This is a genomic window from Spirosoma pulveris (assembly GCF_054781875.1).
The window spans coordinates 1,399,040-1,418,563 of sequence record NZ_BAAGTO010000001.1 but is presented as its reverse complement, the minus strand read 5'-3'; the positions used below and the strand labels follow the sequence as shown (position 1 = coordinate 1,418,563).

Genomic DNA, 19,524 nt, shown 5'->3' with positions numbered 1-19,524 from the left:
GGATAATCAGCAGCACGAGTAAGAGCAGGATGAAGACAAGTTGCCAAAAGCGTGAATAATGGACATAACGGCTATTCCCGCCTACCAGATTCATTAACTCATTAATCCAATTTCTTGCCATCCAGTTAGTTATCGCTTGGTCTGTTGCAAAAGTAAGCGAACGCCTGAAAAAGAACATGTTATTAAATTGTTACGGCCAGGCTCACTTTTTGCGTTGGTAGAAATACAGGTTCTGAGGGGTGAAGAAGATGCGCTCCGATGTCGTGTAGTAGCCTGACCCATCGGCTGCCCAACAAACGGCTTCCCCCTGGGGCTCGTCGGCAAGCGGTATCAGGACGGGCTCGCGTTTAAGGGCATCAACAACGGATTCGTGCGGGTGTCGTTTGTAGTAAAAGAGTTTTTTATACGTACGGATCAAGATCTCGCTGCCATCTCCGGAGATGGCGGCTCCCGTTACTTTTTCGAAAGGCAGGCTGAGCACACGAGTCATCATGGCAGGCTGGTTAACGGGCTGCGGGTAGGAAGCCTTGTACACGGTTGAATACCGGCCTTTCGACAAGATAAACAGGTCTTTCGTGATTGGGTCCAGCAGGAGGGCTTCGGCATTCTGGGGGCCGTCCGGCAGTTTGAACCGGAGCGCATCGACCGAGGTAATGCGTTCTGTGACAGGTACCTTCTTCTCGGTTAGGGAGGGCTCCGGAAAACGGTAAATGATTTTCTGGTCGTGTTTAAAATTGTTATCGCCAATTTCAGCCAGATAAATGTAGGTTTTGCCCACTAAAGGGCCAGGACCGGTTGCTATATCCTCCCAATCATGATTAATCAGGCCATCGAGGATGTAGCGGGCACTTATACCTCCCGTTTTGGTCAGCAGTTGAATTTGATTCGCATTCCCGGAGTCTTCCTGAATCCAGAGGAAACCCGGATTCGCACGGCTCGGCGCGAGCCCGGAAGCTTCGATCAGCGATGGATCGGTCAACGTGCCGACAAGCCGGGGTTTTATGAAAAGCGTTGTATCGACCTTTAGAGCATCGGGGGTGTAGCGAACAGCGGAATCTTCAGGCGTTACAACTGATAGGTACGTAACTAATCCCAGCGTCTTAAAAAGCGCATTGTGGCTGACCTGACTACAGGCAAAGATGAGCCCGACAAGCACAAAGGCCCCTACATGAGTTAATTTCATTTGCATAGTCTGAGACGCCTGACGCTCGTTGCGGCCGGACTGTTACTTCCCGCCCACCGCCACGGCAGGTACTGTGTTGGTACGCAGACGGGCTACCCGGATACCCGATAGCCGTTTGTGCAACAAAACATAATCGCTTATTGGGTAAGTCGAAATGACGACTGTACCCTGATCGGAAGATGCGTGCAAAAGATGCATCCGCCCATTGGGCTGTCGAACGGCAAGCCCGACATGGCGCATATCAAGACCCGGTCTTGCCGCCAGTAGCATAACAATGTCACCGTCCTGTAACTGAGCTTCTGCCTGCCGGATGTGCTTAACCGGAATGAAGGAGAAGGTCTGCTGGCTCAGGGAGGCTTCGGTAAGTGCTACCTGTTTAAACGTGTTCAGGTCACGCAGCTGGGGGTACTTGTACATAGCCGACGTCATGTACGAAACGGGTTTGGCAACCGTAATTTTACCGGGCAGTTCGTTGCTTACATCGGTGATCAGCCCCTTCCGTTCATTATCGCGCAGCCAGTCGGAGAAGTAATGCAGTCGGCTGGCGTACCCATCAATGCGGCCGTTTCGGTACCGGAACCGGGTAAGGTAGTTTCGAAAGCTCTGCTCCAAAAGGGAGGTACCCGGTTTGTAGCCGACATCATGCAGGGCGAGCGTCAGCGCCAGAACACTCTCCAGATAGGTTGTACAATCAAACTCGCGGAAGTTGACAACCAACTGTTCGGTGGGTGTCTGATCGAGCGTGTAGGGGGCGTAGGGCCTTCTCAGAAATTGCTTTCCGATGAGTATGGCGGTTTCGGCAGGTGTTTTGCCCGTTGTGAGGGTCAGCGAGCGGAAGTCGCTGGATGTTGTATCCTGCGCCTGAACAACGAGTGAAAAAAAAGACAGGAAAAGAGTAGTAAACAGTTTTATCATAGAAGAGCAGCAATCTTCGGCTGTAATCTATTGACGTAGACACAACTGAAAAGTACTACAAATCTACAATTTAATTTCCAGCACCCGAACACTTCGCGGGGGGAGTTCCAAAGGAATTCCACGGCGTCCAACAGCTTCAAACTGTATATCTGTCAGGAAGATATCGCACAGGCGCAACGTCCTGGAAGAGTTTAAACCCATCGCATCAAAAGCGGCCTCCGGAATCGTAATGGTCGTTTCGTACGATTGGTGCTGGGAAAAGTTACAGACGATCAGCAATTTCTGCCGATCAGTAAACCGCAGATAACTATACACCTGGTGCGCGTCGTAGCCGGTGCTTTGCCCATTATCATTTACATATTGCAGGTCATAGAAATAGCCGTTCTGAATGGCATCGGAACCGTTGACGAGGTGGTTTAGCCGTTGGTAAAATGCACGCAGATTACGTTGGTCGTCGGTGAGTCCGGCTCCATCATACCGACCTCCATTGAGCCAGCCCTGCCATTCAGGCAGTCCCCAGTAATCAAATATAGTGGTCCGGCCATCGTCTCCACTAAATCCTTCAGCTCCTTCGGCCCGAACCCCAACTTCCTGCCCGAAGTAGAGCAGCGCTGGACCGGTGTGCATAGTAGCTGCGAGTGTCATGGCGGGTACTGCGGCCCAGGGATCGTTGGCAAAAAAGCGCGAAGCGATGCGCTGTTCGTCGTGAGTTTCCAGAAACCGGAGCATGTGTTGGGCGAAATCGCCGGACTCCTGCTGCCACACACGGGTGAGCTCATAGCAGGAGCCGTGGCCTTCCATGAGCCGCCGGAGCGAATCGTACAGCCCTACCTTATCGTACAGATAATCGAAGCCCCCTTCAAAAATATAGGAGCGGTACAGGCTCGGATCGTAGATTTCGGCGATGAAAATCATTTGCGGATACTGCCGCTTGACCCGTCCAATGGCCCAGTGCCAGAACTCGACCGGAACCATGTGCGCCATGTCGCATCGAAACCCGTCGACCCCTTTGGCCGACCAGAAGAGCAGAATATCGAGCATCTTGTGCCAGGTATCTGGAACAGGGTCGAACTGACGGCTCCCGTCGAACACGTTGAGGCCATAATTGAGCTTTACGGTTTCGTACCAGTCGTTGATGTCGGGTCGGGCCGTAATGGAGCCGCTGCCGGTCACTTTGGCCGGAAACTCACGAATGGGCGTTCCGTTGGGATAACTGCGCCCTGCTTCCGGAGAAACGAAGGTTTCGCCGGGCAGGTAATAAAAATTATTGTTTGGCGAAAAATGAACCGACGTGTCGTCTCTCTCCCCTAAATCAATAACGCCGGCGGGTCTGGCATCCGACCCGTACTGGCGGGCTACATGGTTCGGAACAAAGTCGATGATCACCTTCAGACCGTGAGCGTGGGTGCGATCGACAAGGGCCTCAAATTCGGCCATCCGATTGGGTACATCAACGGCCATGTCGGGGTCGACATCGTAATAATCTTTAACGGCATATGGGGAACCTGCCCGCCCTTTTACAACGGCTGGATCGTCGGGCCTGATGCCAAATGCGGAGTAGTCGGTTTGGGTAGCATGCTCCACGATCCCGGTAAACCAGACGTGCGAGACGCCAAACTGCCGGATCGATTGCAGCGCGGCCTCGTTGATGTCATTGAACTTCCCCGCCCCGTTTTCTGCATACGTGCCATTAGGTATGTTGGTGGTTTTTTGGTTACCAAATAGACGGGTAAAAATCTGATAGATAATCAGTTTATCCATGACCGGGACAACGGAGAGCGTATGCATAGATTCAGCGTAAAGCAGGATACAATGACCTTTCGGGATGCAGACGCAAAACTATGCCCTTTTTTGCCGAAAATCCTGAGTTATTTTTGCGTTATTGTTGCATTATTTTTAGTCAGAATTAGAAATCAACACGTTCATGCCTAATCAACTCACTATACGAATATATTTTTTACTGGTGGTTATGCTTCTTACAAGCTTGCCTTCAGCCAGGGCACAGAGCCCCCGAATTCAGCGCGTCAACCCAACCAACTGGTGGGTTGGCATGAAAAACCCTAATCTGCAACTCCTGATCTACGGCCCAAATGCGGGGAGCCTTACCTACACCATCAACTATGCCGGCGTAAAACTGGTAAAAGCGAATAAGGTCGAAAATCCGAATTATGCATTTCTGGATCTAACGATTGCGCCAACGGCCAAAGCCGGGACGCTAACGATTGTGGGGAAGGGCGGAGGGCAGACCATTACCCAGCCGTTTGAGCTGAAAGCCCGCGACAAATCGCCGAAAGGGCAGGGGGTGACGGCGGCCGATTTTATCTATCTCATCATGCCCGACCGATTTGCCAACGGTGATCCGTCCAATGATAAATTTCCGGATATGCTCGACACACAGGCCGACACGAAAAACCCGTACCTGCGGCATGGGGGCGATTTTAAGGGAATTATCAACCACCTCGATTATTTAAAAGACCTCGGTGTTACGGCACTCTGGCTTACGCCCGTCATCGATAACGACGAAACGCTCAAGAAAGAAGGACCGGACCGAAATCAGGCTGGTTATCACGGCTACCATTTTACTGATCATTATCAGATCGACAAGCGGTTTGGCGGCATTGCTGGCTACGTGGAACTGGCAGCCGCCCTCCACAAACGGGGCATGAAACTCGTGCAGGATGCGGTCTACAACCACATCAGTGATGACCACTGGTTCTTCAAGGACAAACCCATGCAGGACTGGGTCAACGTGTGGCCGACTTACACCGGCTCAACCCACAAAGAACAATCCCTTTATGATCCACACGGCGCTATGGCCGACAAAAAAACGCTGCTCGATGGCTGGTTTACGCCGTTTCTCCCCGATTTGAACCAGCGAAATCCATACGTAGCGAACTTCCTGATCCAGCACGCCATCTGGTCTACGGAAATGTTCAGCCTGGATGCCTGGCGTATCGACACCTATAAGTACAACGACCTCGCCTTTCTGAATCGCTGCAATAAAGCCCTTATGGACGAATACCCAGCCATTCACCTCTTTGGCGAATCGGTGGTCAACAATCCGGTTGGTCAGGCATTTTTTGTGAAAAATACCATTGGTTTTCCGTTTAAAAGTAACCAGCCAGGGGCGCTGGACTTCGTACTGTACAATGCGTTCAACGACGCGCTGAATCAGCGATTTGATTGGGACTCGGGCGTAAACCGCATCCATCAGGTACTCGCCCAGGACGATGTCTACGCTGATCCCAACAAGCTGGTTACGTTTCTGGAAAACCACGACACCGACCGCTATCTGTCGGTAATTGGAGATGATTTCGATAAGTATAAGATGGGCGTTACGTGGCTGCTGACTATGCGGGGTATTCCTCATTGGTATTATGGAACGGAAATTTTGATGAAAGGCACCAAAAACCCGAGTGACGCTGAAGTAAGGAAGGACTTTCCGGGCGGTTTTCCGGGCGCTAAAGAAAACAAGTTCGAAGCAGCCGGACGAAGTGACCGGGAAAATGAAGCCTTTCAGTTTGTTCGTAAACTGGCTACTTATCGACGTAACAATCCGGTTCTGCAATCCGGAAAACTCACGCAGTTTGTGCCACAGGAAGGAACATACGTCTACTTCCGGCACGACGTTACCAAAACCGTTATGGTGGCGTCTAATACCAGCGATAAAGAGATATCGCTCGATACATCCCGATTTGTTGAACGTATGAAGGGATTTGTCGCTGCCAGAAACATACAGACAGACAATCAGTTAACTAACCTGGCTATGATTAAGCTGCCAGCTAAATCTGCACTGGTACTGGAGTTGATCAAGTAAGAAACCTGTTTTTTTAGTTGCCGCGTTCCCGAATGATCCGACTACTATTCACAGACGTGGCAACCCTTTTTCAAAACGAGTCAAAGAATGGTCCCTTCATCTGTCCCTGAGCTAAATAATGAGTGGACTTCTACGGGTGTATCAAACCGGTCTCCCGAAGCGGTCCGTTTGGCATTGGCTGCCTTCGATGCGTCGCTGAATAGTATCGTGTCCATGACCGCGATGCGGGATGCCAGAGGCCAAATCGTGGATTTCCGAATGCAAACAGCCAATAAGTCAGTTGTGCAGAGTTTGGCCATGACACCCGAGCAGATTATCGGCACCCGGCTGCTGGACACGTTTCCCGGTAATCTTGAATCGGGTCTGTTTGACACTTACGTACGGGTTGTTACGACCGGAGAGCCGGAGCAGACCACGCAGTATTACAAAGATGACAAAGGGCTGGAAGCCTGGTTTACCGTATCGGCCGTACTTCAGGAGCCGGAAACCGTTGTGGTTACGTTTATGAACGTGACCGACAGTAAGCAGGCTGAACTGGCTTTAAAGCGACAGAGCGACTTGTTTCAGACGGTGCTCGACCATGTTCAGGCGGCTATATCGCTCCACACAGCTATTCGGGATTCGGATAATCAGATTATCGATTTCCGGACAATGATGGCCAATCGGCGCGCCAAGCTTATGTGGGGTGATCTGACCGAGCCAATCATGACGCAAACGTTTCTTCAGGTGGCCACACCGGATCAGTTGGAACAGGACCTGGAGAAATACATTCGGGTGGTCGAAACGGGTGAACCCGACTTGACCGAGTTTAACATTGGCGAACAGTGGTGGCTCCGCAGGACTGCGAAGTCGGGCGATGGGGTAGTCATTTTGAACATGAACATCTCCGAGAACCGGCACTATCGGCAACAACTCGAAGCGGCCAACACCGAACTCAAACGATCGAACGAAAACCTGCAATCCTTCGCTTACATTGCATCCCATGATTTGCAGGAGCCGCTCCGAAAAATCCAGGCATTTGGCGATATCCTGAAAGAACAGTATTCGCCCCTATTGGATAAAGAGGGCCAGCACATGATCGAGCGCATGCAGTCGTCTGCCGAGCGGATGTCCTCACTCATTCGGGACTTACTCGACTATTCGCGGATTACGTCCCAGCGCGAGATGTTTCGGCCTTTTTCGCTGACAAAATTGCTCGAAGACATCATTGAGGACCTCTGGCATCCGATTGAGCATACGAAAGCCCGAATCGAACTGGGTTCGGGTAGTCAACAACCGTTGCCCGATCTTATCGGCGACCGGTTTCAGTTGCGGCAACTCTTCCAAAATTTACTGTCCAACGCCCTTAAATTTTATAAAACCGATGAGGCTGGTCTCCCCGTGCCTCCGGTTATTACCGTCTCGGCGCAGCAGAAACGACGTGTAAATTTACCCATCGATGTCCAACAGGACTTGGTCGAGAATGAGTCATTCTGGGTAATTCGTGTAGCCGATAATGGTATTGGTTTCGACCAGAAACACGCCGATCTTGTGTTTGAAGTCTTCAAACGCTTACACAGTCGGGAGGAATTTGAGGGTACCGGTGTCGGTCTGGCCGTGGTCAAAAAAGTTGTTGAGCAACACGACGGCGCCATTCGCGTGCAGAGTGAGCCGGAGAAAGGCACTACCTTTACAATCTATCTGCCAGCTTATACTGCTTGATTAGCAAGGTATTGCGCTGGTGGCTAGTCGTGACAGCGGTTCGGAAAATCCGTTTTATGAATTCTTACTAGCGATGGAACAGTTACGCTTGTTTTTTGCCGGAAATGGTTTCAATGCGGATCAGCAGACGGCCATTGCTCAAGCGTTTACACGGCAGGAGTTGACAAAGGGTAGTTTCTATCTGTGCGAAGGGCAGATTAGCCAGCAGTTAGGTTTTGTCGAGCAGGGGTTATTTCAGTATTTCTGCACACGGGACGGCGAGGAGATCACCACCTATACGACCGGTTCGGGTGGTTTTTTGGTTTCGCTGAGCAGTTTTCTAAAGCAACGACCCGCCCGTGAATCCATCCGGGCGCTCACGGATAGTATCATCTGGGTCATTCATAAATCGTCTTTTGATCAACTTCGGCGGGAGGTCACCTCCTTCGAAAGCTTTTATGTCGGCATTTTGGAGGAGCAGATCAGCTGCATCGACCAGAGTCGATTCAACTTACTCACACTCACTGCCGAAGAGCGTTATCAACGATTGATAGCCGAAGAACCGCACCTGCTGCAGGACGTGCCACTTCACCATCTGGCATCCATTTTGGGGGTAACGCCACGGCATCTGAGCCGTATTCGGGGCCAGATTCGGTAAAACAGGTTTAACGATCAGAACGCTGGCGCAATCTCGCCTGCAGTTCACAACCTGAGTCGTTTTTGATGAAAAATGAGGGAGCACTCAGTAGAATAGGAGCAGTTTGTAAATTTAGAGGGTAGATTCTATTCAAACGACTCGTATCAATGAGACCAATCCTTGCTCTGACCCTGCTCATCCTGCTCACTGGCTTAAGCAGTAATGTTTCCATCCTTGAGCCAGTACTTCCATTGAAAGACAGGTCGGGGTGGGGGCTGGGCGTGCCTGCTGACGAACCCGTAATCGTTAATCTGCAGGAGGAGTTTCAGACCATCCATAGTTTTGGTGCATCGGACTGCTGGTCGGCAAAGTACATCGGCAAATGGAAGGACGAGACCAAGAAAAATCAAATTGCCGATCTATTGTTCAGTCTGGATACCCTGTCTAACGGGCAGCCAAAGGGAATCGGGCTGTCGTTGTGGCGGATCAATATCGGAGCCGGAAGCTTCGAACAGGGCGATAGTAGTTCCATTACGGATAGCTGGCGTCGCGAGGAGTGTTTTTTGAGCCCGGACGGTCGTTACAACTGGACTAAACAGGCAGGGAGTCAGTGGTTTTTGCAGGCTGCCCGTCGACGGGGCGTACGTTACGCGCTGGGGTTCACCAACTCGGCACCCGTTCAGATGACGCGTAACGGCAAGGCTTTTTCGCCGGGGGGGCGCTCGTTTAATCTCAAACCTACCGCAATGGCCCCCTTCGCCGACTTCCTGACAACGGTCGCCGATCACTTCAAACTCGATTACCTGAGCCCTATCAATGAACCGCAGTGGGACTGGATGGCCGAAAAAAACGGACGGGCCAAGCAGGAAGGTTCACCTGCCGAAAACGCTGATATTGCCGCCGTCACGCAAACCTTGTCGGCGAAGCTTTCTCAGCGGAAATCCAAAACCAGTATCGTAACGGGAGAAACGGCTCAACTCGACTTTTTATATGCGAAAGCAGAGAGTGGCCGGGGGCGTCAGCTGGATTATTTCTTTGCCCCCACAGAAGCCCCGGCTGTTATGAAGTTACCAAATGTTGAGCCGGTTTGGGCGTATCACAGCTACTTTACAACCTGCCGGGATTCGACGCTGGTGGATGTTCGCCGGAAAGCTGCCCAGCGCGCAAAAGCGGTTGGGAGCCCGATGTTGTGGCAAAGTGAGTTTGGTGTATTGGGCGACATTTGCGGGCAGTACAATGGTGGCCCGCGCCATACCACGATGGATTACGGCCTGTATGTTGCTAAAGTCATCCACAACGACCTGACGGTTGCGAATGTCACTTCCTGGCAGTGGTGGCTGGCCATCAATCCCTATAATTACAGCGACGGGCTGGTTTATATCAACGGCCCCGACGGTGCTTACCGAAATCACGATAACGCCCGGACCGATGGGCAAGTGGTCGACTCCAGACAATTATGGGCGTTTGGAAATTACGCCCGCTTTGTGCGGCCCGGTATGAAGCGCATCGCCGTTCATTTGGCCGATAGCGATCCCGTTAAAGAAGCCAGCCAATGCATGGTGTCGGCCTACAAAGACGAGCGCCGTAAGCAACTGGTCCTGGTTTGCATCAACATGACGCCTACGGCCAAAACTTTACCCTTCAAAGGCCCGTCCATCCGGAACAACCGCTTTGCGTCTTACACCACCAGCGAATCGAAAACACTGGCAAAGTCTGTCGTTTCGTCCGGCGTTATTCAACTGGAACCTAAATCGGTTGTCACATTAGTGGGTAGTTATCAATAACTCCTGAAAAGAAGGACAACGTACGAATTAGACATTTGTCCAGTAGTTTCGCCGGGGAGCCAGCCAACTTTGTACCATCAGATTTAACCAAATAGATGATATGAAACGGCTGGTTTTAGGTGTTTTTATAACCGTATCCATTCCCTTATATGCTCAGCGGTTTTCCCGCAATGAGATCAGTTTAAATGGGTTTCGCAACCCGTCTATCGGGCTCGAATATCGGCGTAGTCACGTTTCCGTTCACGCTGGGTATTACCCTACCAACTTTACTTCGGGCGTTACAACATCATTTGGCCGAGCGGGGCTTACGTACTGGTTTCTACCCGTTGGGCAACGACCGAATCCATCTTCTTTTTACGCGTCCGGGTCGTACGTTCGGGGGCTGGATCGGGACTACGAAGGTATGAACGGAGCCATGGCCGAAGTGGGCTTTCGCTGGATGGTCTGGCAGGGGCTCAATTTCCGGATAGGCGTAGCTGCACTGGCCTCCCCGGGCCTGGATCTGAAAATCAACCCGACACCGGGGATTAGCTATTCATTCGCCTGGTAACCTGTCAACGCTAAAAACTTGTCATCATGAAAACGACTGCATTGCCGTCTTACCGGCTCATTGGCTGGTTGTTCGTATCCGGCGCTGTACTGGTACTTATTCCCTACATTGTCCTGACCCTCATTTTCGACTATCCCGCTATTCTGCGGCAGGACCCCGGCGTTGTACTGATGCATTTTCTGGCTGGCGGCCCTACACTCGTTGCCACCTGGTGGGCATTCGCCGTCTCCGGGTTTCCGCTCCTGATCGCTTATGTACTACTCGGGCAGCGGTTGGAAACGAAAGTCTATTTCGTTCGATGGGCAACTACGCTGGGGGTTGTGTCGGGTTTCTTACAAATCATTGGTTTGCTGCGCTGGACGTTTGTCGTGCCGGTGCTGGCCTCTACCTACGTTCATGCCACCGACCCCGCTATCCGGGCTGCCAGTGTCGTTGCGTTTCAGACCATTCACCAGTTCGGGGGGGTAGTACTGGGTGAGCACCTGGGCCAGCTGCTCACAATTATCTGGACGATATTGCTGTCGTTGGCTTTCGAGCGGCTTGGCCTTTTTTCAAGATGGGTGAGCTTACTCGGCTATGTGGCGTCGGCGGTGTATGTGCTGGCGCAGGGAGAGTTAGTGGCAACGGTTATAACGGGTTTCCCGGTTTGGGATTTGGCTGGCTTGATTGGGAGTACCCTCTGGCTCGTCTGGCTTTTGGTTATTGGTGTTCAATTTCTGCGGTTGAGTCGGCAGAAACAGATAGTCGCACTTACTTAAATCTGCCTACCTTTGCGCCTTATTAAGCAGATAAAGCCCAAAATGAGTCAGATAAAAGCCTTTCTTTTCGACCTCGACGGGGTCATCGTTGATACCGCTATCTTCCACTATCAGGCTTGGAAGCGGCTGGCCAATGAACTCGGCTTCGATATTTCCGAGGAGTTTAATGAGCGCCTTAAAGGCGTAAGCCGAATGGAGTCGCTCGACCTTATACTCGCGCACGGAGGATTGACCTTGCCCGACGAGAAAAAAACGGAATTGGCCGCTCAGAAAAATGAGTGGTATCTCGAACTTGTCAGCCGGATGAACTCCGACGATATACTGCCCGGAGTAGCCACGTTTTTCTCCCAGGTTCGAAAAGCCGGTTTACAGACGGCGCTTGGCTCGGTCAGTAAGAATGCTCCCCTTATTCTGGAGCGCATTGGTATGACACAGGCTTTCGATGCCATTATCGATGGAACGAAGATCAGCAAGGGTAAACCGGACCCGGAAGTATTTACGAAAGGGGCCGACGAACTTGAGGTAAGTCCCGCGGAGTGCGTCGTTTTTGAAGATGCCGTGGCGGGTGTCGAAGCCGGTAAACGGGCAGGTATGTTTGTGGTTGGCCTGGGCGCTGCCGATGTGTTGACGCAAGCTGATCTGGTTGCCCCCTCGCTGGAAAGCCTGACCGTACAAGAAGTGTTATCGAAGGCTGAATAAGTTCAGGTATGCTTTTTAACCCGTTGGTGGCTTTTGCTAAACTCAACTTCTATTGATACCGGGCTTACTAAAAGTAAATACCACGTACTGATCCCCTTCGCACCTTTCAAGGATATCGGACGGCCTATTTTCCGAATGATCTAGCAGCAAGCCCGTCAGTTTTTCTGACGGGCTTGCTGTTTTGTCTGGTTATTGCGCTCGCTTCCGGAGCCCCTTCTGCTGCCTGACTAGTGGCCGGTATCATCGGCGGTATTGTTACTGGCCTGCTTTCTACTGATGGGTTTGTTGATGTTGAATGTTGGCAGATGCTGCCAGCACTAGGTAGGTATCGTGTACCGGGCTAAAAGGCCAGCCAGCCCGATACCTTAATAGTAAAAGGCGTAACGGGGATGCCGGTACGACCAATATTGTCGCGGTAGGTGAGCCGATGAATCGCATCGACGCGGAGCACTTTAAAGATGTTGTCGATACCGTAGCCCACTTCAACATAAGGTGTTCGGGTCAACGAACTAAATCCATCCACGGCCTGCCCAGCTTCATTGACAGCTGGGATAACCGATAAATTGCTGCCCGATACTCCGCCAATGAGCACCTTTGCGGTAACCAGTTCCCGCCATTTTAGCTGTCGAAGCAACGGGAGTCGGTTAAACAACAGACCACCAAAGTTGTGCTCGTACTGTAGTGTTGCCCAGCGGTCGCAGATAAACTCGAAGTAGTTCATCAGGTTATAGGCATTCCCGACATAAAACGACGATTCGTTGCCCAGCGGAGTGTACAGCAGTGGGTACGGAACCGTTGAGGGAATAATACCGGCCCCGATGGTATAATAGGACCTGCCCAGAACGCCCATGCGGAAGGAATGCTTCATGGTGAGGGCAATGCGCTGGTATGTAAAATCGCTTCCCAGCACATCACGCAGGGCAAGTGTGTACCGCAGGGTAAAAATGGGTTTACGAATGGCCCCGGTGCTCACCCGCACATTGTCATTTTGCAGAATCACTTCATCAGGGGCAAAGCGCGTTTCCGAAATCAGTTCCGTGATTTGGTAGTTGCTCCGAATTGTCTGGTCACGGTCGTTCATCTGCGGGCTGAATGCAAACGGAAACAGCGGCTCAAAATTACGATTGCGCAACGCAACTGTCTGGGTGAAACTGCGGCCCATTTCGCGCCGGAAATAGGCCAGTTTTTCTTCCTGGAAATAAGCCCGCCGAATGGTGCCAAAGCGCGAATACGCCCCAAAAAGGGAATTATTACCGATGTTATCGGCGGATACGCCAATCCGTTCCAGATCATAACTTTGCCGAACGCCAATGACTGTCCAGGGCTTACGACTCAGGATGTATTCGACGTTGGCGCTGTACTTGAACGTTTCATCCTGCGTGCCATAGGCTGCATAGCCGCTCAGCAACCACTTACGGCTGAAACCCGTATTCGTGCGTAGCCCCAGCCGAAACCGCTGCCCTTCGATGGTGTTACTGGCATAAGAGTAAAGAAGTGGGCCAAGTTCGACGTTTAACTTCCCCAGCGGTTTGTACCCGATCACGCCCAGCTTGATAATCTCCCCGGCCACTCGCATAAACGGAACGTTACGAACGGAGTCGACAACTTCCATAGCCCGGTACTCGCGGGCGGACAGAGAGGCAGGGCGGACGCGCTGCCAGTAAGCGGCATCGGTGTCTTTGTAATCATCCGAGAGTTCGATCGATGGGTCATAAAAGCCAACCTCTTTCGGCTGATTTTCAACAATGTTTGTGGCCGCCGTGAAAAAACGAACCAAAGCACCTGGTGCGCGTGGAGTCGGTTCGTCGGTGTCGATCATCACCTGCGTTTGGGTTGGGAAGCGAAGACCCGAAGGGGTAGTCTCCCAATCCTGCTCGATATGTAGCTCATCGACAAAGTTGATATTCGCCCGCTTACCAACCCGGGCATCCATTTGGGCCAGCGCAAAATGAAGCGTATCGATAAGAAGAGTGCCCGTAAACGCCAGGTCGCTGGCTCGTTTGGGGGTGAACTCAATGGCAAAGCAAACGGCGTTGTTCAGAACAATCGTGTCCCTGAGCCGGAATCGGTAAATCGTTTCCCACTGGCTGCCAATAGGGGAGGGTATGTCTTTCTGGAGGATGTTGACGGAGTTCCGGTAGAAGTTATACTGCTGAAAAGAGGCACCGGTGAGCTGGGAAATAAGACCGCCATCGCTGACCCCAACCCCCGTTACATGGGATTTCAGCACGACCTCTTTTATTTTTTCGGGCTGGGAGCGGGCGTAAAAGTTAGAGACCGTTTCGGAGATAAATACTGGAACGGCAGGTTGCCCATTTTCATCTACGATGGCGGGCAGTTTGCCCAGCAACCGCCCGATAGGCCCCGGCTTTTTGTTGTTTTTACGCTTTTGGGCAAAATTATTGATGTACCCTTCAACCTTGGTATAACTATCGTATTGATAAGCCATCATTTTTGCCGGGTTGTACTCGTCGCGTCTTCGGAGGGCTTCGCGCATGATCCGATAAGCCGGGTCGCCCCCTTTGGCGTACACGTTAACCTCTTTCAACTTTGTGGCAGTTGCCGTAAGCTGCGCATTGATTGTCTGGGCTGCCTGTAGTAAAAGTGGATAAGCGGTGGTTCTATAGCCTAAGCTTAAAACGATGAGCGAATCGGATAACTGAGTGAGACGAAACGAATAACGCCCATCTGCATCGGAGGTGGTACCGGAGGTTTTGCCCTTCAGTGCAATACTGGCAAACGGGATCCCCTCGCCGGTAGCCGCATCGGTAACCCGCCCCGATACTACATAAGCGGTCTGGGCAGACGTCGACAGCGACAAGCCGAATGCAACCAGGCTATACGTACTAAAGAACAGTAAGAATTGCTTCATTCAATGGTCAGGCGAACTGATATTCCTATAGTTAACCGGATAGTAGTCAATTGAGTTTACTATATAGGAAAAAATTGACTAAAGCTGGTTTCCAACTAGATAAATACTTAATAATAAGGTGAGTATAAAAATGGAAATTGATCTAAACTAATACATAAATGCAGACTCTAGTAGTCTGTACGCTTTATCTTTACGTTATGTTGCAGAAAAACAGCTGTTGCCGATAAATTGACTAACCCCAGAAGCAATACTGTTCATCCTGTTCAACCAGGGCAACAAACTGGTCTATTGTGTTCACAAAGGGTTGTGGTGCATAGATTTGCCACGTCAAACTTGAACGTTTCCAAAAAACCTTCCACTGGTTTCGGGATTTTACAAATGTTGCCTTTGCTACCGCCGACTCGAACCGTTTGTCCGGTTCATGGAGGTAAGGCCTGCTCTCAAAGATGATGATACTCTGATTTTCTATTTTATACGCTATATCGATCTGATCCCTGAGTGCTTCACTGGGTCGGATTTTATCAATGTAGTTTTCCAGTACCTCGATTGTATCCAGGGTTAACAGCAGATCCAGACTCATCGTGATTGAATATGGTTTGGAAAAAAAAATACGGAAAGAGTTCTCTGCTATAGAACGACAAAATCCATTTAATTAAATCCGGGATTTGATTTAATTAAATGGATTTTATGTCTGTTGTCAACTAACATAATGAGCCACAATAGGCATGGCCCGACGTTGCTGTCTTATTGCACAGCAGGAAATGCCCGCTGAGCCGCAATTATTTTCCATTTTTTATCCTGCTCCTTCAAGATGTGCGAATACACAGATGGGGATGTGGCCGTTGAGTTGGTTGATGTACCATACACCAGAATTGTGTGGTCGTCGAGCGCTTCGGCGCGGTCTACCTTCGTTTTTATGGTTTCCGGAGTTGTGCGGGCTAACAGATTCTTTTGAATATCTGAACCACTCAGGATCGTTCCTGCTTCGGTTAATAATGCTGTTTTTACCGGCATGACGGCGGCCAATGCACCCGTATCTCCTTTGGTATAGGCCGTTGCATACGCTGCCTCAACGGCGTTGGCAATTGAATCGATGGAGGTTTGTGGTAATGGTCCACCCCGCGGCCGACTGCCACGCACGAGGTCTTTACCGGCATTGCCCAACTTTTTGAAAACGGGTACGTCGAACCCGATACCCGCAGCGAAGATGGCAACAATAACAACCGGAATGATCAGTTCCTTTTGAATACTGCCCGTTCGTCGGCTTTTGGAGTACCCAACAATCGACGACCAGTTATTGACAATATGAAAGACCGCAGCGATAAAGAACAGCACACCAAACCAGGCGTGGGTGTGATCGACAACGTAGCCGCCTTGCCCAAAATAAATTAACAGGCCCGTAACGGACAGAACGGAAAATACCGCTGAAACGGAAAGACTAACCAGATTTTTTGACTTCATGAGTTATTGTATAGGGAATGTGCCGGCAAAATCGAAAATGAACTTGTAATAAACAAGAAACCCCTCCCGCAGAGCAAGAGGGATTGATCACCAACCTAATCTAATTATCTTAAGCCCCGCCAAAATAGTCTGGCGGGGCGTATACTACCTGTTATTAGCGTGGACGACCACCTCCGCCCGTCCGGCCACCACCACCGGCAGGTGCTGCTGGAGCGGCTTGTTGCTGGTTATCTCCACCGCCACCCCCTTCACCTTCCTTCACGTCGTCGTTATTAACTGACTTCCGGCGTTTTTGAGGGGCATCGAAACTCATTTTACCCAGTTTGTAGCTGAACGTTAACCGGACACCTGCATTGTAGAAGCTGGTTTGCGAATTCTGCGTCAGGATAGGCGATGCCAGTTCTGAACGTTGCGTAAATGGGTGGTTGAAGATATTCTCTCCGGCCAGACCCAAACTTGCTTTCTTGTTGTTGAACTCTTTCCGCATACCAATGCTGTAGAAGTACATCGGGGTCTGATAGCCCTGCAATTGCACCTGCTTGCCACGTCCACCGCCAAAGAGCTGGAACGCCCAGCCATTGCTGAGGGTTACGCTGCTTTGAATCCGGCCACCTATAACCCAACCAGAGTTAGCGGCCGAATAGATTGGGTTGGCGTTGTTATTCGTCAGGCTGACGTGGTACAGATCGAGGCCACCGCCCAGTTGCAGTTTGCGAAAGAGTGTCCCGTTACCGAAGAGGTTCAAGCCAACGGCGTCCTGCCGACCAACGTTCTGGTATGTAGTCCGGATTACTTGCTGAAAAACTTGGCTGGTTACATCACCAAATGTTTGGAGTGACACATCACGAACGGCGGTGATTTCATTGGCCGTGCGTCGGGCAAAGAGCGAAGCGTTCAGGTACAGGCCTTTGATGTTGGCACTGGTGCTAAATTCGAGATTGTCCGTAAACTCGGGCGATAGCAGGGGATTACCCTGGGTAATGTTCGTTGGGTTTGCGGAGTTCACGTTGGGGTTAAGAAACTGGATACCCGGCCGCTGAATACGGCGGTTATACGCCAGTTTAATAATCTTGCCCCCTTTCAGACTCTTGGAGATGTTAATGCTGGGAACCAGCGTACCGTAGTCCGGGATCGCTGTCGACTGGCCGCTTACTTCTTTGCTAAACCGGGCATTGATAAAGGTGTACTCATAACGGGCACCGGCTTTAACCGTGTATTTGTTCTTCGTTGTCAGGGTGTACGACAGGTAAGAGGCCGCAATGTTCTGATCGTAAAACAGCGTATTGGAAGGCCGGTTTTTGTCAACGATATAGTCGAAGTTATCGCCGGTAGCGAGGTAGTAGGTGTAATCGCTGTTTGCTTTCCGGAAAATACCTTTCGCACCAAATTCGAGTAACTGGTTCGTCTTAATGGGGGTCTGGTAATCGATCTGAAGTGTCGACTCCTGGTTGTAGCTCAGGTTGTCATTCTTTTGCCGGGAGGTAATCGTTTCAAAATCTGCCCCGCTTAAAATGTCTGCTACGAAGTTATTTGTCCGGTTGTTGCGGCTAAATAAGGCCAGGATACTGAACTCCTGTTGTGGTTTATAAATCTTGGTATACGTGACGTTTGCATCAACCGTTCCTGACAGATCCTTTGTTTGCACATTCCGGTCATTAACGGTTGGAAAATAACTATTGGGACCGGTGGTTTGCGTGAGCAGATGGTACTGGTTTGCCGTACCGTTACGGGCACCATAGCGCAGGCTTGCCGTTAGTGAAGTGCGTTTGTCGATGTCATAATCCCAGCCCAACTGGTAATTGCCAAATAAGCGCTGGCTCAGGGTAGTAGCTGTCTGAAGGGTGCGGGTGCTACCGGATAACGTATTGGTCGCTGCGTCGTAGCTGCGGGTTGTCTGATCGTTGGTAAAAGCCCCTCTTACATTGTATTCAGCCCGGCCAAATCCGCTGAGCGAGAAGCCCATTTTTCCCGTTCGGTAATTGCCGCTCAGCCCCAGATTACTGCCCCGGTTTCCGGCACCACCGTTCACATCGAGCGTAGCGCCCTGCAAAGTGGTTTTCTTGGTTACGATATTGATAATACCCGCTGATCCTTCGGCGTCGTATTTGGCAGAGGGCGAGGTAATCACTTCAACTGTCTTGATCATGTCGGCCGGAATCTGCTTCAACGCGTCGGCCACGCTGCTGGCAACAATGGTAGAGGGTTTGTTATTGATGAGTACCGTAACGTTGGCACTGCCCCGCAGGCTGACGTTCCCGTCCAGGTCAACGGATAACATGGGTACTTTGCGAAGAATGTCACCCGCATCACCACCTTTGGCGGCAATATCTTTATCGGCGTTGTAAACCAGGCGGTCTACTTTCTCTTCAATCATGGCAGCCTGACCTACTACGTTCACTTCGCTCAGTGTCCGAACATCGGCACCCAGCTTTATAGTACCCAGATTAATGTCGCTGTTTTTGTCAATAGTAAGGATGCTGCTTCGTTTATCCTTATAACCGATAAATGAGTACTGGAGCCGATACCGGCCCGGCGCTACTCTACCGATGGTAAATTTGCCTTTCGCATCGGCGGTAGTACCATCAATGGGTTTGTTGGTAGCCGTGTTGAGTAAAGCGATTGTCGCAAATTCTACGGGTTTATTCGTTGTTGAATCCATCAGGACACCGCTGATCTTGCCCGTACCCCGAACGATTGGCTCCGCTTCTGACGGAGTGGCGCCTACCTGGGGCGGCATACCTGCCGGACTGCCGATGCGGGATGGCCGAGAGCCGGCCGGTGCGGTGAAATTATCTGGACGGGTATTGGCTGGTGCTGCGCCAAAAGGATCTGGTGCGGGCGTTGGAGTGATCGTGGTATCCGTTGAAGGTGTTGTCGGCCTTCTACTGGCAGGGGTCTCTGTTGTTTGGGCAAGGGAGACGGTTGCGCTAACGATGAGTAAAGATAGTAACAGGGCTTTCATGAGGTTGTCGATTAACGGCTCAAAAGTGAGACGTTCTATTTATAGGATAAAAACAATTTGGCTGAATGCCGTTTTTTGGTTGCCGAAGGCAAAAAATATCGTGGCGAAAAGGAAACCAATAGTGGCTATTTTGAGGCTATTCAGGATCGTTTCATCGTAGCGTTAGTGTGCTAACAGTAAACAAAAACATTTGTTTAATCTGGTGA

At 50.9% G+C, this 19,524-nt stretch carries 14 protein-coding genes; 7 read left to right on the top strand and 7 right to left on the bottom strand.

Annotated elements, in window-relative coordinates; all coding sequences use genetic code 11:
* Positions 1 to 202: 202 nt before the first annotated feature.
* From ACYVJM_RS05760 to ACYVJM_RS05750, 3 genes are all read right to left on the bottom strand, one after another.
* Positions 203 to 1,183, bottom strand: a complete 981-nt coding sequence (locus tag ACYVJM_RS05760; RefSeq protein WP_461147240.1) for a hypothetical protein — start codon at positions 1,181 to 1,183, stop codon at positions 203 to 205.
* Positions 1,184 to 1,225: 42 nt separating this feature from the next.
* Entirely contained in the window at positions 1,226 to 2,098 is an 873-nt protein-coding gene (locus ACYVJM_RS05755; protein WP_461147239.1) for an N-acetylmuramoyl-L-alanine amidase-like domain-containing protein, read from the bottom strand.
* A gap of 63 nt (positions 2,099 to 2,161) precedes the next feature.
* The gene (locus tag ACYVJM_RS05750) at positions 2,162 to 3,886 is read right to left on the bottom strand and encodes an alpha-amylase family glycosyl hydrolase (protein ID WP_461147238.1); all 1,725 of its coding nucleotides are present in this window, start codon (positions 3,884 to 3,886) and stop codon (positions 2,162 to 2,164) included.
* A 181-nt stretch (positions 3,887 to 4,067) separates the two neighbouring features.
* Here ACYVJM_RS05750 and ACYVJM_RS05745 point away from each other — a divergent pair, with 181 nt between their 5' ends.
* The 7 genes from ACYVJM_RS05745 to pgmB all read left to right on the top strand — a co-directional run bounded on the left by ACYVJM_RS05745 (position 4,068) and on the right by pgmB (position 12,023).
* The gene (locus tag ACYVJM_RS05745; protein ID WP_461147237.1) at positions 4,068 to 5,915 is read left to right on the top strand and encodes a glycoside hydrolase family 13 protein; all 1,848 of its coding nucleotides are present in this window, start codon (positions 4,068 to 4,070) and stop codon (positions 5,913 to 5,915) included.
* An 87-nt stretch (positions 5,916 to 6,002) separates the two neighbouring features.
* Complete coding sequence (locus ACYVJM_RS05740; protein WP_461147236.1) at positions 6,003 to 7,616, top strand: sensor histidine kinase; 1,614 nt, start codon at positions 6,003 to 6,005, stop codon at positions 7,614 to 7,616.
* A gap of 73 nt (positions 7,617 to 7,689) precedes the next feature.
* Positions 7,690 to 8,253, top strand: a complete 564-nt coding sequence (locus tag ACYVJM_RS05735; RefSeq protein ID WP_461147235.1) for a Crp/Fnr family transcriptional regulator — start codon at positions 7,690 to 7,692, stop codon at positions 8,251 to 8,253.
* A gap of 146 nt (positions 8,254 to 8,399) precedes the next feature.
* Positions 8,400 to 10,016 carry a glycoside hydrolase gene (locus ACYVJM_RS05730; protein WP_461147234.1) on the top strand — a complete coding sequence of 539 codons (1,617 nt, stop codon included), beginning with the start codon at positions 8,400 to 8,402 and terminating at the stop codon, positions 10,014 to 10,016.
* A gap of 100 nt (positions 10,017 to 10,116) precedes the next feature.
* Complete coding sequence (locus ACYVJM_RS05725) at positions 10,117 to 10,566, top strand: hypothetical protein (protein WP_461147233.1); 450 nt, start codon at positions 10,117 to 10,119, stop codon at positions 10,564 to 10,566.
* A 26-nt stretch (positions 10,567 to 10,592) separates the two neighbouring features.
* Positions 10,593 to 11,324, top strand: a complete 732-nt coding sequence (locus ACYVJM_RS05720; RefSeq protein ID WP_461147232.1) for a DUF4386 domain-containing protein — start codon at positions 10,593 to 10,595, stop codon at positions 11,322 to 11,324.
* A 42-nt stretch (positions 11,325 to 11,366) separates the two neighbouring features.
* Entirely contained in the window at positions 11,367 to 12,023 is a 657-nt protein-coding gene (gene pgmB / locus ACYVJM_RS05715; RefSeq protein ID WP_461147736.1) for a beta-phosphoglucomutase, read from the top strand.
* A gap of 340 nt (positions 12,024 to 12,363) precedes the next feature.
* Here the strand turns inward: pgmB and ACYVJM_RS05710 are convergent, their stop codons facing one another.
* The 4 genes from ACYVJM_RS05710 to ACYVJM_RS05695 all read right to left on the bottom strand — a co-directional run bounded on the left by ACYVJM_RS05710 (position 12,364) and on the right by ACYVJM_RS05695 (position 19,318).
* The gene (locus tag ACYVJM_RS05710) at positions 12,364 to 14,895 is read right to left on the bottom strand and encodes a DUF5686 and carboxypeptidase-like regulatory domain-containing protein (protein WP_461147231.1); all 2,532 of its coding nucleotides are present in this window, start codon (positions 14,893 to 14,895) and stop codon (positions 12,364 to 12,366) included.
* 232 nt (positions 14,896 to 15,127) lie between these two features.
* Positions 15,128 to 15,475, bottom strand: coding sequence for a DUF3024 domain-containing protein (locus ACYVJM_RS05705; RefSeq protein WP_461147230.1), 348 nt, complete (start codon positions 15,473 to 15,475; stop codon positions 15,128 to 15,130).
* Between the two features lie 164 nt (positions 15,476 to 15,639).
* Positions 15,640 to 16,356: a DUF4405 domain-containing protein gene (locus tag ACYVJM_RS05700; RefSeq protein ID WP_461147229.1), complete on the bottom strand. Its 717-nt coding sequence runs from the start codon at positions 16,354 to 16,356 to the stop codon at positions 15,640 to 15,642.
* 154 nt (positions 16,357 to 16,510) lie between these two features.
* Positions 16,511 to 19,318, bottom strand: a complete 2,808-nt coding sequence (locus ACYVJM_RS05695) for a TonB-dependent receptor (protein ID WP_461147228.1) — start codon at positions 19,316 to 19,318, stop codon at positions 16,511 to 16,513.
* Positions 19,319 to 19,524: the final 206 nt, after the last annotated feature.

Coding starts and splice junctions, on each gene's coding strand:
- pgmB (WP_461147736.1), top strand. CDS start 11,367: ATGAGTCAGATAAAAGCCTTTCTTTTCGACCTCGACGGGGTCATCGTT.
- ACYVJM_RS05725 (WP_461147233.1), top strand. CDS start 10,117: ATGAAACGGCTGGTTTTAGGTGTTTTTATAACCGTATCCATTCCCTTA.
- ACYVJM_RS05700 (WP_461147229.1), bottom strand. CDS start 16,356: ATGAAGTCAAAAAATCTGGTTAGTCTTTCCGTTTCAGCGGTATTTTCC.
- ACYVJM_RS05730 (WP_461147234.1), top strand. CDS start 8,400: ATGAGACCAATCCTTGCTCTGACCCTGCTCATCCTGCTCACTGGCTTA.
- ACYVJM_RS05740 (WP_461147236.1), top strand. CDS start 6,003: ATGGTCCCTTCATCTGTCCCTGAGCTAAATAATGAGTGGACTTCTACG.
- ACYVJM_RS05705 (WP_461147230.1), bottom strand. CDS start 15,475: ATGAGTCTGGATCTGCTGTTAACCCTGGATACAATCGAGGTACTGGAA.
- ACYVJM_RS05720 (WP_461147232.1), top strand. CDS start 10,593: ATGAAAACGACTGCATTGCCGTCTTACCGGCTCATTGGCTGGTTGTTC.
- ACYVJM_RS05750 (WP_461147238.1), bottom strand. CDS start 3,886: ATGCATACGCTCTCCGTTGTCCCGGTCATGGATAAACTGATTATCTAT.
- ACYVJM_RS05695 (WP_461147228.1), bottom strand. CDS start 19,318: ATGAAAGCCCTGTTACTATCTTTACTCATCGTTAGCGCAACCGTCTCC.
- ACYVJM_RS05755 (WP_461147239.1), bottom strand. CDS start 2,098: ATGATAAAACTGTTTACTACTCTTTTCCTGTCTTTTTTTTCACTCGTT.
- ACYVJM_RS05745 (WP_461147237.1), top strand. CDS start 4,068: ATGCTTCTTACAAGCTTGCCTTCAGCCAGGGCACAGAGCCCCCGAATT.
- ACYVJM_RS05710 (WP_461147231.1), bottom strand. CDS start 14,895: ATGAAGCAATTCTTACTGTTCTTTAGTACGTATAGCCTGGTTGCATTC.
- ACYVJM_RS05760 (WP_461147240.1), bottom strand. CDS start 1,183: ATGAAATTAACTCATGTAGGGGCCTTTGTGCTTGTCGGGCTCATCTTT.
- ACYVJM_RS05735 (WP_461147235.1), top strand. CDS start 7,690: ATGGAACAGTTACGCTTGTTTTTTGCCGGAAATGGTTTCAATGCGGAT.